This is a genomic window from Paenibacillus caui, from assembly GCF_019904135.1.
Lineage (GTDB): Bacteria > Bacillota > Bacilli > Paenibacillales > Paenibacillaceae > Fontibacillus > Fontibacillus caui.
Window position 1 is genome coordinate 116,982 of the sequence record NZ_JAIOGQ010000010.1, and the last position, 15,459, is coordinate 132,440.

A 15,459-nucleotide genomic window follows, 5' to 3' on the forward strand; every position below is an offset into this window, starting at 1 on the left:
ATATATCTTAACACCTGACCCACGAATCACAAAAGCGGATGCTCGTGCTTGGCCTGCAAAATGCTCCAGCGGCGCTGAACCTCAGCTTCAAAGCTGCAGAGTGCTTCCTCGTTCTCGGGCTTCAGCAGATGGCGGGTTTTGCCCATCGTTTTAAGCCAGTCGGACAGAGGAATCCGCTTGTTTTTCTCATCCGGGTTATAGGTGATCGTCGTCTTCCCCTGCTCGACTTCATACAGCGGGAAGAAGCAGGAATTGACGGCTGCGTCCACGATATTCGTCCCTTCGTCATCCGGCGAAATCCAGTTGAGCGGGCAGGCGGTTAAAATTTTCCCGTATACAAGCCCGGCATGCTGTGCGTACCACTGCGCTTTGGCCGCCTTTTTGACCAGATCCTGCGGATAAGCTTCGCTGCCTGTGAACACGTAAGAAATATTCGTAGCCGCCATAATCTGCGGGGTGTCCTTGTGATGGAACGATTTCCCCTGCTGAAGCTTGCCGATATTGGACGTGGAGGTCCGGTGGCCAAGCGGTGTAGAGTATGAAAGCTGCGCTCCCGTATTCATATAGCCCTCGTTGTCATATTCCAAAATGATCATTTTGTGGTTGCGGAGCGCGGCGCCGATCGCCGGCCCCATCCCGATGTCCATCCCGCCGTCGCCGGTGACCATCACAAACGTAAAATCATCCGGCAGTCCAAGCTCATCCAGCTCTCCCCGCCGCTTCCGTTCCCAGAACATTTCCACAACGCCTGACAGCGTTGCCGCCCCGTTCTGGAACAGATTATGAATATACGTCGCTTTATGCGAAGAATAAGGATAGCCTGTCGTGACGACCATCGCGCAGCCGGTATGGAACAGAGCCACGATGTCGCCTTCAATGCCTTTGAAGAACAGCTCAAGCCCGGAAAAAATACCGCAGCCCGGACACGCGCCGTGTCCAGGCGCCAGCCGCTTCGGCTTTTTGGTCAGCGCGCGAAGCGGCGGAATCCGGACGCTTAGCCGCCCGGTTTCCTCATCCTGCTTCACCGTGACCAGCCCGGTCTTCAGTTGTTCAAACCGCAGCGGCTTCAGAACGCGCTTCGGCGCTTGCTCCGGATCGCCCGGGGTGTGGCCGTAATAATCATACGGAACGACAGCTTCAGCTTGGGCGGCCGCTTCCAGCGACAGCTCGAACAGATGCCGGCCGTCTTCCGCATAAAATTCCTTGCCGCCAAGCCCGTAAATCCGGCTGATGACCTGAGTGTCACGGTTGCCGTAAGTGAACAGCGCCGCTTTAATTTCATTGGTCATATTGCCGCCGTGGGCCCCGTAGGCATCCGCACGGTCTCCCACAGTCACGGCCTTCACCTTACTCAGCGCTTCCGCGATTTCCCGCTGCGGGAACGGACGGATCAGGTTCAGCGACACTGAACCGGCCTTAACTCCCTGCCGGCGCAGCTCGTCGACAACATCCTTAATAATCTCGGAAGCCGAGCCCAGCAGGAAGACGGCAACCTCCGCATCCTCCATCCGATATAAGTCCAGCTTCTGGTATTTCCGGCCTGTAAGGCCTTCATAGTCGGCAGCAATTCGGTCAAACACGTCTCCGGCCTTGTACATGGCTTCCGACTGCTGATAGCAGTTGTTGATATAGTCCGGCTCATTCATATACGGGCCTACCGTGATGGGATTGTTGCGGTCAAGCGTATGCGGAAATCCAGCCGGGGGCTTCTCACCTACAAACTTCTGCACATCCTCCTTATGGGCAAATACACTTACCTTCCGCTTCTGGTGGGAGGTAAAATAACCGTCCGATGCCACCAGCACGGGAAGCCGGACTTCCGGATCCTCGGCCAGCTTGATGGCCATGATGTTCATATCATAAACGGCCTGAGGATCCCGGCACATCAAAATCGGCCAACCGGTGTTCAGCGCAAAATACAGGTCCGAATGGTCGCCGTGAATATTGAGCGGCCCTGAAACGGTGCGGCAGACCAAATTCATCACCATCGGGAAACGGCTGCCCGATTGCACCGGCATTTGCTCCAGCATATACATATAGCCGTTGGCGCTCGTGGCATTAAAGACTCGCCCTCCTGCCGTAGATGCCCCAAAACAAATGCCGGCCGAGCTGTGTTCACCATCCGACGGAATCAGCTGGATCTGATGCTTGCCGGCCGTCTTCATCAGATCCAGGTATTGGGCCACTTCCGTGGATGGCGATATCGGAAAATAGCCCATAATATGATAATCAATCTGATGCGCGGCATAGGCCGCCATTTCGTTGCCCGATTCATAAACCTCACGCTGCTGAACCCGGCTTGTTTCCAGTTCCTGCATGGTGTTCATCGCCATGATTGATCCCCGCCTTTCTTATGCATAATCCCCCGCCAAGTCAAAAACGTGGGGCACTCTGTTCTCACTTGCATAATTCTCTTCTTCCAGCTCACCCGTTAGCGCATCCGTAGGACAAGCGTGGACGCATTTCAGGCATCCTTTACAATATTGATAGTCAATCCCCTTAAGGAACATTTGCGGACGCCCTTTCTTATCCGGCAGCTCTTCCCAGACGAAACACAGATCCGGACAGACATTGTCGCACTGTGCGCAATGAATGCAGCTGTCGGCATGGTAATGCGGCAGCTTGCCGCCGCGGGAGATACTGAGATCCTTAAAGATGCTGTTGCCCGGGTTAGTAATCACGCCGCCGATAGGCTGGGTTTCGTAGCCCAGGACGGCTGCATCCGAATGGATCGCTTCAGCTTCGCGGCCTGCCGCTGCAAGATCAGACGCCGTTATGACATCACTGCCGACTTCCGCATATCCCCGTTCGAAGGTGTTTAAAGCGGCACTGATCGCTTGCGGATATTTGCCGCTGAGCGATTTGCGAATCACTTCTTTCATTTGTTCCGGATCCAGAAAAGGACAAAGCCGGAACAGCGCCCCAAGCATCGCCATGTTGACGCGGTTTTTCTCCTCCAGCGCTATGCCGGTGGCGTCGATGACCGCAATCGTCCCTTCCGCCAGCTTCAGCTGCTCCTGCAGCTGCTGCGGAGTACGCTTGGAATTGACCAGCACCGTACTGCCGGCGAGAGCTCCGCTCAAAACCGTTTTGCTTCGGATCAGACCCTCCTGAAATATCCCCAGAACATGCGGGAATTCAACCGGAGAAGTATGACGGATCGGGACATGCGGATCGCAAAACCGGATGTGCGCCTTGACCGGCGAACCTTTCTTCTCCGATCCGTAAGAGCTGAAGCTGACCCCACCGAAGCCAGCTCCGGTTACTCCCGCTTCGGCAAGCATTTTGCCGGCCAGGTTCGCTCCCAATCCGCCGATGGATTCCAGTCGGATTTCGAAGAAACCCAGCTTGTTCACTTGCGGCAGCTTTTGCATGTCAACAGCCTCCTCATTACAGCCTCATTCATCTATGCTTTACAAGGCATGATTTAAATGTATAGATAATGCTTCAATTTAGCATAGACAGCCTATTCCTGATATGACTTACATCATTCCTGCATGATATTTGTCACACGCATCCTGAAATGTTCCTTCTGCCGGCCCCTGCTTGTCGAATATGTTCATACCCGGTCTAATCTTATCGGCTCCTGCGCTTTCCCGAGAAATAATCGAATGAGCCTACCCTATCTGAGTAACGCAAACACTCCGAAGCCCGTGCCGATTACAACTTTTCGGGAAACCGTACCTGAGAAAAACCGTCCGGAAATTTTCCGGACGGTCCTTTGCTGTGCTAAATGATACGTTTGTACGTGGGGGGAGGGAATGGATATGGGGTTCCACTGCTGTTGAAATCGTCTTATCTTAAATTTAATTAGTGGTAATAACACGATTTCAAAGGCGGCCGCTACTCTCTCCACCCCTCTTCTGATCTACTATGAGTTCTCCTCTACTTTTTTCCTCTAACCATTTCTTCAGGTACGGTATTCGTATCCATGCACAGCCTTGTAATATTCCGTATACATCGTGGTCTCCGCATGCCTCATAAGCAAATTGCGTAGGGGTACGGTAAAAACAAAGTATTTTCTTAGTGCTTAGATTAAGATAGGGCTCCTTTTTAAAGCACTACATGCTACCCGTATACGTTCTTTAATTAATAATTGGAAATGGAATATAATGAAGAGGACATAGCCCAAGCGAAGGCGTGGGAGCGTCCTTTTTATTGAACTAACGGACAGGATAGTTCAATTTGCGTTTCCCTTTTGATTCTTAATACGAACCATCTTGGGAACTATTTGGATGCAAAACGTTTTGCAAACGCCACGCACAATACGACACCAATGTTTACAATAAAGATTGGCCAACCGACTGATTCATGCAGAACGAGAGCCGAGAGCAACAAACCAAAGAATGGCTGGAGGAGTTGCAACTGCCCGACTGCTGCTATACCTCCCTGAGTGTATCATGAACTCGAAAAGGAGTATCTGATTTATTCACGCCCGAAGAGTGGTTACTTTGTTGTAGCCCAGGAAGCGCTTCTACCCTTGATACAAACAAAACGAATCGATCCTTGGAAGACGTTGCGATCCTTACAAATGGGCCGAAAAGAATGGAGCATCGTTTTTATAGCTGGAGTGTTTCTTGGATTACACTTTTTATTTTGGATGGAATCCTTATTGTATACCTCGGTTGCCAGTTCTATGGTCATCCTGACCTTGCAACCTTTGTTTGTCATGATAGGCTCTTATTTTCTATTTAAAGAACGGGTTACAATCCTCTCGACACTCTGCATGATTGCAGCGGTTGTGGGTTCAATGATTATAGCATGGGGTGACATTGGCGTTTCCAGAGAGGCTTTAATTGGAGATGGGCTGTCATTATTGGGAACCATTTCGATGTCAGTCTATATGCTTGCAGGACAAAAGGTGAGTCATAAAATACCGGCTAATTTCTATAGTGTGATCGTGTTTTTTCTTGGTGGGAGCGCCATGCTCGTTTACTCTTTGGTCAACCATTTCTCTCTAACCGATTATCGTCCTGCTGATTGGACATATTTCGTTTTGCTTGCCGTCATACCAACGATTTTTGGGCATTTTCTTTTTAACCTTTTGTTAAAGTCCATCGGAGCGACAACGGTTTCTGTTGGCGTCATTGGAGAGTCAGTTTGTACCTCTGTCAATAGAGTAGACACATAAAACCGGGAATATTATGCAGCAGAGCGGTACATACGTTCGTACTCATTAGGCGTGAAGTGCCCAGTGGATGAGTGGATTCTTTTTCCATTATAGAAGCATGTGATGTATTCAAAAATGCGCTTCTTTGCTTGCTCGCGTGTTCTAAATTTCTCCAAGTAAACGAGCTCTTTCTTGAGTACGCTGTAAGATTACACGCCGAAACCAGACAGTGAACGTGGAGACGCTGGTCAAGAAAACGCTAAACCCGTATTTGCGGGGCTGGGCGAACTACTTCGGATATGGTCGAGGGGGAACGTTCTTCAAGGAAATGGACAAATGGATTCGCCGGCGGCTGAAGCTTGGGTAAACGAAAGGCTTCAAAGGCTAGTAGCAGCAGCCAGACGAAATCCATTCAAGCAAACGATGTAGATGTATTCGAGCCATCTAGTTAATTTAAAAATCCTTATTACCTTGATCCTTCAATACCAGGAGCATCTTGCAGAGTTGGAACAGAACATAGATGCCCTGGCTGAAGAAATGGATGATTATGAATTAATTTAATCAATTCCGGGGATCGGTCCTAAAATTGCTGCAACAATTTTGTCCGAGATCGGGGAAATTGATCGATTTAGTCATCCTAAGAAACTCGTAGCTTTTGCCGGAATTGACCCAAGCATCTTTTCCTCTGGGAATTTCACAGCAACCCAGAATCGAATAACTAAACGTGGAGCAAGGCAACTACGGTACGCATTGATTTTGGCAGTTCAATGCGGTTTGATTCGCTCACGTAACACTAAGCTTAAGGATTTCTACGATCGAAAAAGATCCGAAGGAAAGCCTCATAAAGTAGCCTTAGTTGCATGTGCGAATAAGTTGGTCCATTGGCTATATGCCATTTTAAAAACTCAAAAATCGTTTCAGACCAATTGATTTAACCCTACTGGTATAACCTTCCAATGGATATTTGGAGGGTTATTTGGCATGTCCAATTTTCAATATACAACAAGTATCAGTTTAGCCTTACTGTAAATCTTGACAAGCTATTAGCTGGTATAGCGCAAAACGCGGCTACCGATCTATGCCGGCAGCCGCGTTTTTTAGTTATTTATAAGCTACAGTGTCCCGTTAACTTAATCATGTTTTTTCGGACTTCTTACTTCCACCTCGACTTTTTTCACTTAACCACAAGGTGTGATGCAGATCGTCCTACTTCTTATCGTCCGTTTCTAAGCTCTCCTTCGATAGGTACTATAATGACGTTTTTGTATTGCGACTGCTGATAACGGTCAATCCGACCCAGCTCCATGCTTTTGCCGTTAGAGTCGATCTTGCCGTATATGAGCAGGTCGTTCATCAAACTATCGGTGAAGAATACTTGTTTGCCGAAGTCGACCGGTTTTGTCCCCTTCTCAATTATTTTGGGAAAATTACTTGTGTCTTTCTGCCATTTCACTTCCGCCAAACCATCTTCGTTGATCTCCACATAGTTAGTTAATGACTTGTAATCGACCATGAAACGCATCGCCTGGCCTTCGGGAAACGTATAGTCTGTCGTGAAACCTTCTCCCTGAGGAGTTAATGAATCTTTGGCGAAAACCCGAGATAGACTGATCGCAATTGTACGCGCCTCTGTCAGATCGCCGCTAATTAGCTTTTTGTACGCTTTCTCGCCAGCCGGCGTCCGGATAATCACACGCTTGTCCTCACTATTATATGTAACGTATGCTTTCAACGATTCGCTAATAAACCTCAGCGGCACATACGTGTGGCCATCCTTGATAACAACCGCGGCATCAATGGTCGTCTTCTTTCCATCGACAGTAGCCACTTTCTCTCCTGCTTTCAGTTCCACGACTCTGCTGTTATCCTTGCTCCGAGCAGAGACCGTTCGCGACTTCGCATCATAGGTATAAGTAAGCCATTCCGGATCATCGAGTGCCCTCAGTTGCACAAATGTCCTTCCCTGTATAGTAATCGCGCTGTCTTCTATCATTCCGTTGATAAATACCTGATTTGATACTGGCGTGCTCGCGTAAGCCGAAGATTCTACAGCCAGCAGGCCACCTAGTAAAGAGATCACTATCAGAAATTTCATCCATTTTTTCATTTCTTAACTACTCCCATCTTCTAAAGCTTTATGAAATTTTCGATATTCCTTGAGTTTTGTCACTCAAACAGTTGATTTTCTTGGAATAGATCTGCTTGCCCAGTTTTTTGGCTTCTGCCTTGATTTCTCTGCTATACTCGCCGCTGTATGGGCCTATAATTCTTGATCTCACAAAGCTGTAACTTCCGGCAGATCATCCGGCAGTTTCGGCGCCGGCTCTGTCAAAGTAGAAGCTTTCTTCCAATAATCTTCATATGAAGTATTTTCGGGATTGACTGCAAAACTACACGTGTAGATTTCTTATATACTACATATGTAGCTCGTGGATGTCAACATTTCTTGCATATATTTTGCTTTTTTCGTCATTTTGTGGGAAATAACGAAAGGCACCCCCTATAGTTAACGTATTGGCACCAAACACTACTAAAGTGTTTATCTATATGTCTCCACCGGACGAACCAAGGCATAAACGCTTTCATACTCGCGCCTCGGGTCAGTTGGTATAATAGGATCTGTAGGTGCAGTAGGATCTCCTGGAATTATAGGGTCTTGCGGTGCGAAGTAGATGGGCATGCTTGGTTTGGCCAAAAGTCAACGTCACCTTTCATTTTAGGTATGAACAGATTATGCATACTCTACTCAGACTGCTTGGATACATGACCCGTGTATGTCTTTATTCAGTTGCTACACATAACTGCCCGTTAGTTTAACCTCCGATAATCAGTTAGCATCATCATTTATTGGATAGTTCTCATGAGTTCAGGGTAGGTTCAAGCCTTAAGGGAATGTTAAGAACTTCATGACCTTAATGTTAAGATTTTTGGTGTATAATCCTATATATAGCTCACTCTTAATTTTTATCTTATTCAAAGAGGTGTAAATACCGCATGTCCAGAGAAGCCATTCTGCTTGTTGATGACGAGAAAGATATCATAAAGCTGATCGAAATTTATCTTAAAAATGAAGGATACGATCTATATAGAGCGGCTAACGGCCTGGAAGCCTTGGACATCCTGCGCAGCCATCCGGTGGATCTGATCATTCTCGATGTCATGATGCCCAAAATGGATGGGATCCAAGCATGCATGAAAATCCGCGAGGAGAACAATACCCCGATTATTATGCTGTCGGCGAAAAGCCAGGATATCGACAAAATTTCGGGCCTCAGCATCGGTGCTGACGATTATGTCACCAAGCCGTTCAATCCACTGGAACTGGTCGCCCGGGTTAAATCTCAGATCCGACGGTACAAGCTGTTAAACTACCGCAGCATTCCCGCCGAAAATGAGATCGTAATCGACGACTTGGTGATAAATACCGCAACGCATACCGTGACGGTTGATGACCAAGAGGTGAAGCTGACGCCCCGTGAGTTTGATATTTTGAAACTGCTTGCTTTCAATCAAGGAATCGTGCTCAGTATGGACAAAATTTATGAGGAAGTATGGAACGAGCCATTCATGCAATCGAAAAACGCGGTCATGGTCCATATTCGCAAACTCCGCGAAAAAATCGAGAAAGACTCCCAGCACCCCGATTACATCAAAACCGTCTGGGGCATCGGCTATAAAATGAAATCGACGAAGGAGGTGTAGCAGGCATGAAGACCAAGGTATACATCGGCATACGGTGGAAGTTCCTTGCGGTGTTCATCGGTTGTATCGCGCTAACGCTGCTGTTCGTCCTGCTCGGTTGGCTGCTCGCCTCCTATTGGATCGTGTATCGGCCATATAACGTGCCCATCAGGTGGGTGATCAACCATATCGGTTCCCAGACCACCGCCGTGGTATTAGGCGTAAGCTTTTTTGTGTTTCTCTATATAGCCGCCACCCGGTCGTTCGTTCGAAATGCCAAAGAACTTGCCGCTGTTCTGGAGGATATGGCGAGTGGCAGGCTTCACGCTTCCGCTGATGTAAAAACCGCCGATGAACTTGGTACCATCGCAGGGAACATCAACAGCTTATCCGAACAGATACACTCTTATCTTGAAGAAATCCATCACGGGTTGACCGAAATTGCCAAGGGACATTTTGATTATCAAATCCCGGTTAGGGAGAACCATGAGCTCGGCCGGATTGCGGACAGCATCAACGCGATGAGCGAACAGCTAAACCGTTCCATTCAGGAAGAGCGAAACGCCGAGAAAACGAAAAACGATTTGATTACAGGCGTTTCCCACGACCTGCGGACCCCGTTGACCACCATTCTTGGTTTCCTGGAAATCATCGATAAGGATCGTTATACCGATGAGGTGGAACTCCGCTATTACATGAATATCGCCTATGAAAAATCACTTACCCTCAAAAAGCTCATCGACGATCTCTTCGAGTACACCCGGATCAACAATGGCATGCCCCTTCATTTGCAAGAGCTGGATGTGGGCGGGTTCTTCCAGCAGTTGGCCGAAGAATTCGTTCCTAGCCTGGAGAAGGCGGGCATGACACTTCAAATTCATGCCCCGGAACAGCCGGTGACGGTACGCGCCGACGGGGATCACCTGGTGCGTGCGTATGAAAACCTGATTTCCAATGCGATTAAATACGGAAGCAGCGGCAAGTATATCGACATATATATTGCTCAGGAGGACGGGCATGTCAGCATGCGCATCTGTAACGACGGAGAACCGATTCCGAAACAGGACCTTCCGTATATATTTGAACGCTTCTACCGCATCGAAAAATCCCGTTCCAAAGCCACCGGCGGCACCGGGCTCGGACTGGCTATCACGAAGAGTATCATCGAGGTACACGGAGGGCAAATCTCCGTAGAGAGCTCTACCAAACAGACGGTATTTGAAACCCGGCTTCCCGCTGCGGTTCCGTCGCCAATATGATTCCCTCGAAAACAAAAGTCAGCATTACTCTGAACCGAACAGCATGTATCGAATCATTGAAGCATGCAACGACAGCTAAAAACCGCTCCAGCCACTAGGCTGGAGTTTATTTGTCGTTCACACCAATTTTTACTTCCCCCCATCCACTCGGTTTCTGTACGAGAAATCCGTCATGCGTTTGCCTTTTAAACGTCCAAACGAATGAACAAAAATCACCAAAATCCACTAAAATACTTAAGCGTTTGTTAAGCATTTAAATAGTCTCCCATTAAGAACTCTCCGGTACTCTTGAGTTCAGCATAAAGACATCATTCATCGGACGTATAGTCCCGGTACTTTGAATGTCTATAGAGGAAGGAGTACAAATCTCGAATGTACACAATCATCTCCAAGGTTTCACCCACTTATAAAAAGCCGCTGCTCATGTTGTTGATCTTTCTGATCTTCACACTGGCAACTTATTTGCGGCTCGATTTCCTAGCCTCGGTGAACCACCATATTTCACACGACACCTTAAATTACGATGTGATGGTCCGACAACTGCTGGAAAAAGGTATTTACGCCTATAAGGACACTGAGCCCAATGCCCAGGTTACCCCGGGATACCCTCTGTTCATGGCGGCTGTGTACCAGCTGGTAGATTACCAGCACCATGACCCGTATCCATACATTAGGTATATCCAGGTCGGTCTTAGTCTGGTAACGCTATGGCTGATGTACACGATCGCACGCAAGCTGGCCGGAACGAAGGTAGCCATGATCGTGCTGCTTATCAGCAGCGTTTATCCGCCTTTTATCTGGAGCAACGGAGCCGTTCTCACGGAGACGCTGGCCTGCTTCTTTCTGATTCTCTATATTCGCTTGCAATTGGCTGCCTTTGAGAACAAGACACGGACTCTCGCTCTGCTTAGCGGAAGCGTCATGGGCCTGTTGGTACTGACCCGGCCAGAGTTTCTGATTTTGATCGTACCGGTGTACGTATTTCATTTTCTCTGGAAAAAGGAACTTCGCCTCACGCTAAAGCTGCTGTTGTTCACCTGCATCGGAACAGGCATTGTCCTCTCGCCATGGGTGATCCGTAATATCGTTTCCCTGAACGAGGTGGTTATCGCTTCGACCCAGATTAATCCGTTTAAAGCCGGCACCTACCCTGACAAAAACTACGAAGACGGCCTGGTGGACCAACATGGCAAAACCCAGATGGAAGTCGCCAAAGAGCGGCTGAAAATCGGCTTTACGCAGCATACCTGGGTATTCATGAAATGGTACACCGTCGGAAAGCTCAAGTACATTTATACGCATATGTACTTCGGCAGCGGCCACAATCCGCTATACCGCGTGCTTCCGAGTCCGCTGGGCAGCCTGCTGCATGTGGCGCTTGTTTGGTTCTGCCCGATCGCCTTAATCGCTTCATTTCGGAGGTGGAAGCAACCTTTGACGCTGCTTATGCTGATCGTGGCCGTCATGACGGTCACCCGTCTGGCATTCGTGCCCGAGTACCGCTATAACTACACCGCTATGCCGCTGATTATCACGATGGATGCGGTGACCGGTGTGGCTATCCTCCGTTGGATATGGAGTAAATTCACCAAACCATCATCCCGTTCACAGAAAGGGGACGTTTCTCATGCCGAGCCGAACGGAAATCCGTAAACAATCCCTCAAGGTTCTCGTCATCGTGCCTGCCTATAACGAAGCCGAGGGCATCGCACAGGTCATCAACCGGCTTCGCCGGGAAACGCCTTACGCAGACGTTCTTGTCATCAACGACGGGTCCAGCGACGCGACCGGCCAAATTGCCAGGGCAGCCGGGGTCAACGTCATCGACCTCACCTGCAATTTGGGTATCGGCGGTGCCGTTCAGACCGGATACCGCTATGCGGCGGAACATCATTACGATTATGCCGTGCAAATTGACGGCGACGGGCAGCATAATCCGTCCGATCTGGGCCGGCTTCTGTTCGCCATGTTCGATACCAGTGCCGACATGGTGATCGGCTCCCGATTTATCACCAAGCAAGGCTTTCAGTCCACCTTCGCCCGTAAAATGGGAATCGGTCTGTTGTCGGCCCTTCTAAGCCGGTTGACCGGAAGGACCGTTACCGACCCTACTTCGGGCTACCGTTTGTGCGGAAGACGAGCCATCTCCCTGTTCGCCAAGGAGTACCCGACCGATTATCCCGAAGTGGAGGCACTGATGCTGCTCTACAACCGGGAGCTGTCCTTTACCGAAATCCCGGTCGTCATGAATGAGCGCCAGGGAGGCGTGTCGAGCATATCGGCGCTAAAGTCTGTGTACTACATGTCCAAGGTCATCCTGTCCGTCCTGCTCATGAAAACGATGAAAAGGAAAGCGTGGGAAAATCGCTATGAATCTTAATATTTACCTCATCAGTTTTTGCATCAGCCTGGCGTTCGCCGGCACGATCCTGGTTTTGATCCGGAAGCGCAAACTGCGGGAGCAATATGCGCTTCTTTGGCTCCTGATGAGCTCGGTCATGATGGCGTTGTCCCTGTTTCCGTCCTTGCTCGACGAAGTCGCGCTGTGGATTCATATCTATTATCCCCCATCCCTGCTTTATTTTCTAAGCGTGGTGGCCGTGCTGTTCATTCTGCTCCATCTGACGCTGGCCGTCTCTTTCCTCACACACCGGGTCATTATTCTGACCCAGACGCTGGGCCTTCAGGAGCAGCGCATTAAAAAGCTCGAAGCCCAAGCAGCCGGGATGTCGGTAGGTCCGGCTGGGAACCCGAGCGAGGGGATGGAAGGTTCTAATCCGGCTCAGCATTTAAACGGAATGCATGATTTGACCACGAAGCATGAGCTTTCTGTCGAAAATCGACTGGATCGTACTTCGGCCTATCCGCTCGATCCAACCCGTGAGCCTCCTCCCAGGCTCATGGGAAGCCAAGCTGTGGAAACGTCCCTTGGACAGTACAGTCACCGATCGGATAACCATGCAAATAACCGGTCTGTTCAGCCAGCACAGGTTCCCTCCCACGTCCAGATTACAGAGGAGATTCGTTGACATGGCGTACTTGATGCTTCTGCTCAATATCATTCTCCTTGTTGCCGGGCAGATCGCTTGGAAAATCGGTCTGCAACAGCACGGGGGCATCCACATCGGTAATCTCTTTTTGGTCCTGTTCTCGCCATGGATCCTGCTCGGGATTGCGCTTTACGCCCTGTCCACGGGACTGTGGTTTGTCGTGCTGTCCCGCCTGCCTTTGAGTCTGGTCTACCCTTTACAAAGTTTGGCTTATGCGATCGGAATTTTTGCCGCCTGGTATGTCTTCGGCGAGAGCGTCCCGCTAAACCGTTGGATTGGGGCCGCCGTAATCGTTCTGGGAGCGGTAATCATTGCCGCAAAATGACGTCCAGCGCCTGATACGCTTTAGCATTTTTCTATTTTTCACCCTATAACAATCCATAAAGGAGTTAGACACTTACATGAAAATGCAAAAAGCCATCCTGCTCACCGCCTCGATTCTGTTGGCCTCTTATGAAGTACCTTCTGCATTCGCAGAAACCTCACAGATAGAGTCCGCTTCACAGGCAGACCAAAGCTCCGCAATGACGATCCTCTATCTAAACAGCAACCGGATTCAGAGTAACGGAGCCACCCATTCCTTAAGCGGCACCACGGTGGTGAGGAAAGGAGTTACCTATGTCAGTCTCCGTTCCCTCGCCGGCTTCCTGGGTTATACGGTCACCTACGATGCGGCTGCCAAAGAAATCAGCGCAGCCTCAGACAGTACTGAGGCCCGGTACAGGGTACATACGAAGACGTACGAAGTCAACGGAAGCCGACAAATGATGAGCGGCGAAGCCTACGAAGACAAAGGCGTCCTTATGGTTCCGATCACCTCGCTGACGTCCGCCTTTCGTATCCCCTATACGCTCGATGGAGATCGAATCACGCTGTACCCCGGTGGCTCGGGTTCCAGAACCGGTACGGAAAAGCCGATGAACGAACCTCCGAAAGCTTATTTTAGAACGGATAAGGATCAATATCGGATCGGTGAACCGGTGACGATCTATGACGAGAGTACCGATGACGAAAATGCGATTACCGGCAGGGAGTGGGTTAACAACGACCCCGCCTTTTTCGAAGCCGGCATGGTCGAAATCAAGCTCACGGTGAAAGACAAACACGGGCTAACCTCGACTTACAGCAAGCGGATCGAAATTACATCCGACGTGATGTACAGTAAGGAAGAATACGGCAAGCGCATCGCTCCACCAGGCAGCACTATCGATATCAGCAGCATGCCGGTTTTATTCTATGAGGCACTGCCGTATACTTACACGACCGAGCCATATATTTTATTCCGCACCAGCGGGCCTGAATCAGTCAATGAGGAAGGGGTTCTATATCGGGACACCATTTCCGGGCCAACCCGCCTGATGATTCATCACAAAAATAGCCTCAGCACCAAGGCGCGATTTTACTTGATTGCCACCAATCGGAATGACACGGCCGTTTCGATTCAGATTGAAAATGCAGGCTTCGCCGGACCGTCTCCATTTCCCGAGGTGTCTGGACGGATGGCTGGAGCAAGGTATTTGCAGTCTACCCTAACCGGTAATGAACAGTCGAGCCAGCAAATAGGGCCCGGCGAAAGCGTGGCTCTCTTCCCTCAACTTAATGCCGCCGCTGCTGCTCCCGGAGATATCATATCGATGAATGCCGATCTGACCAGTGATGGGCCGGTTGAATACACCATGTTGATGGTCCAGGCTGATCAAGACCCCATCGCGGCTCTGCCCTCCTTGCCTGACTTGAACCCCTTCGAGTCGATCGTCCGCGGAACGTTTGCAGATTCAACCCGTGTGTTCACGTATGACGGTACGGTTGGACAAAAGCCGGAACGCCTGCCGCTCACCGATAACACGACAGATCCTTTTCAGGAGGGGATGGACGGGATACTTAACAGAGTCGCTATAAATTCCGGCAATTACGGTTTGCTGTACAAAATCATGTTGAACCACGTCTCGCGAGGTACGCTGATCGCCTTTAACCCCCGAGGCGGAAGATACTTTGGTTCGGCTAGGGTCAACCGGCAAGTCGTCGATATTAAGCCTGGCGAATCCCAGCAAAGTGCCACGGTTTTGTACCGGACCAAAGACCAGGAGGAGAAAGTCGAAATCTGGCTATCCCCCGCTTCCGGCAGCAATTTGCCGTTTACCCTGCTTTTTCTGCCCATATCAGAGGAAATCGAGTAGGAGGGGGCGGCTAACCCCCGTCCTCTCACACCACCGTACATGCGGGTCCGCATACGGCGGTTCCAAAAGGTTAACGAAGTTCCAAATAACGAGAAAGCAAACTTTTCAGCCCTTTCGCTTCCCAGAAAGAAGTCGGAAGGGCATTATTTGTGTTTCGAGACATTTCCCATGCACCACGCCGG

Annotated in this window: 13 protein-coding genes and 3 pseudogenes; 10 read left to right on the forward strand and 6 right to left on the reverse strand. The window is 49.6% G+C overall.

The annotated features are described in order from the left end of the window. Positions 1 to 26 precede the first annotated feature (26 nt). The 3 genes and pseudogenes from K7397_RS08240 to K7397_RS21410 all read right to left on the reverse strand — a co-directional run. On the reverse strand, positions 27 to 2,333 hold the full coding sequence (locus K7397_RS08240; protein ID WP_223067462.1) for a thiamine pyrophosphate-dependent enzyme: 2,307 nt from the start codon (positions 2,331 to 2,333) through the stop codon (positions 27 to 29). An 18-nt stretch (positions 2,334 to 2,351) separates the two neighbouring features. After that, the gene (locus tag K7397_RS08245; RefSeq protein WP_223067463.1) at positions 2,352 to 3,374 is read right to left on the reverse strand and encodes a 2-oxoacid:acceptor oxidoreductase family protein; all 1,023 of its coding nucleotides are present in this window, start codon (positions 3,372 to 3,374) and stop codon (positions 2,352 to 2,354) included. Positions 3,375 to 4,227: 853 nt separating this feature from the next. Then, positions 4,228 to 4,392, reverse strand: a pseudogene (locus K7397_RS21410) (EamA/RhaT family transporter); the annotation flags it as partial. Between the two features lie 88 nt (positions 4,393 to 4,480). On the opposite strand from K7397_RS21410, the gene K7397_RS08250 reads away from it, so the two are divergent. Then, positions 4,481 to 5,131: a DMT family transporter gene (locus K7397_RS08250; protein ID WP_237690768.1), complete on the forward strand. Its 651-nt coding sequence runs from the start codon at positions 4,481 to 4,483 to the stop codon at positions 5,129 to 5,131. An 11-nt stretch (positions 5,132 to 5,142) separates the two neighbouring features. Here the strand turns inward: K7397_RS08250 and K7397_RS22185 are convergent, their stop codons facing one another. Further along, a complete protein-coding gene (locus tag K7397_RS22185; RefSeq protein WP_223067464.1) occupies positions 5,143 to 5,286 on the reverse strand; it encodes an IS3 family transposase in 144 nt (47 codons plus the stop codon). Positions 5,287 to 5,345: 59 nt separating this feature from the next. On the opposite strand from K7397_RS22185, the gene K7397_RS08260 reads away from it, so the two are divergent. Further along, the gene (locus K7397_RS08260; protein ID WP_337926698.1) at positions 5,346 to 5,477 is read left to right on the forward strand and encodes a group II intron maturase-specific domain-containing protein; all 132 of its coding nucleotides are present in this window, start codon (positions 5,346 to 5,348) and stop codon (positions 5,475 to 5,477) included. Then, a pseudogene (locus K7397_RS08265) lies at positions 5,462 to 6,040 on the forward strand (IS110 family RNA-guided transposase); the annotation flags it as partial. The gene K7397_RS08260 and the pseudogene K7397_RS08265, both read left to right, overlap by 16 nt. A gap of 283 nt (positions 6,041 to 6,323) precedes the next feature. On the opposite strand, the gene K7397_RS08270 reads toward K7397_RS08265, so the two are convergent. Beyond that, positions 6,324 to 7,217, reverse strand: coding sequence for a copper amine oxidase N-terminal domain-containing protein (locus K7397_RS08270; RefSeq protein WP_223067465.1), 894 nt, complete (start codon positions 7,215 to 7,217; stop codon positions 6,324 to 6,326). An 887-nt stretch (positions 7,218 to 8,104) separates the two neighbouring features. Here K7397_RS08270 and K7397_RS08275 point away from each other — a divergent pair. From K7397_RS08275 to K7397_RS08305, 7 genes are all read left to right on the forward strand, one after another. Further along, positions 8,105 to 8,812 carry a response regulator transcription factor gene (locus K7397_RS08275; protein WP_223067466.1) on the forward strand — a complete coding sequence of 236 codons (708 nt, stop codon included), beginning with the start codon at positions 8,105 to 8,107 and terminating at the stop codon, positions 8,810 to 8,812. Positions 8,813 to 8,817: 5 nt separating this feature from the next. Further along, positions 8,818 to 10,050, forward strand: a complete 1,233-nt coding sequence (locus K7397_RS08280) for a sensor histidine kinase (RefSeq protein WP_223067467.1) — start codon at positions 8,818 to 8,820, stop codon at positions 10,048 to 10,050. A 372-nt stretch (positions 10,051 to 10,422) separates the two neighbouring features. Then, positions 10,423 to 11,703: an ArnT family glycosyltransferase gene (locus K7397_RS08285; RefSeq protein ID WP_237690769.1), complete on the forward strand. Its 1,281-nt coding sequence runs from the start codon at positions 10,423 to 10,425 to the stop codon at positions 11,701 to 11,703. After that, a complete protein-coding gene (locus K7397_RS08290; RefSeq protein WP_223067468.1) occupies positions 11,678 to 12,430 on the forward strand; it encodes a glycosyltransferase family 2 protein in 753 nt (250 codons plus the stop codon). Before K7397_RS08285 ends, K7397_RS08290 begins: the two co-directional genes overlap by 26 nt. Continuing rightward, positions 12,420 to 13,079 carry a DUF2304 domain-containing protein gene (locus K7397_RS21415; protein WP_237690770.1) on the forward strand — a complete coding sequence of 220 codons (660 nt, stop codon included), beginning with the start codon at positions 12,420 to 12,422 and terminating at the stop codon, positions 13,077 to 13,079. Before K7397_RS08290 ends, K7397_RS21415 begins: the two co-directional genes overlap by 11 nt. A gap of 1 nt (position 13,080) precedes the next feature. Next, positions 13,081 to 13,425, forward strand: coding sequence for a DMT family transporter (locus K7397_RS08300; protein WP_223067469.1), 345 nt, complete (start codon positions 13,081 to 13,083; stop codon positions 13,423 to 13,425). 76 nt (positions 13,426 to 13,501) lie between these two features. Next, the gene (locus K7397_RS08305) at positions 13,502 to 15,277 is read left to right on the forward strand and encodes a copper amine oxidase N-terminal domain-containing protein (protein ID WP_223067470.1); all 1,776 of its coding nucleotides are present in this window, start codon (positions 13,502 to 13,504) and stop codon (positions 15,275 to 15,277) included. A 70-nt stretch (positions 15,278 to 15,347) separates the two neighbouring features. Here K7397_RS08305 and K7397_RS21985 read toward each other — a convergent pair. Continuing rightward, positions 15,348 to 15,459: pseudogene (locus K7397_RS21985) on the reverse strand (group II intron maturase-specific domain-containing protein); the annotation flags it as partial.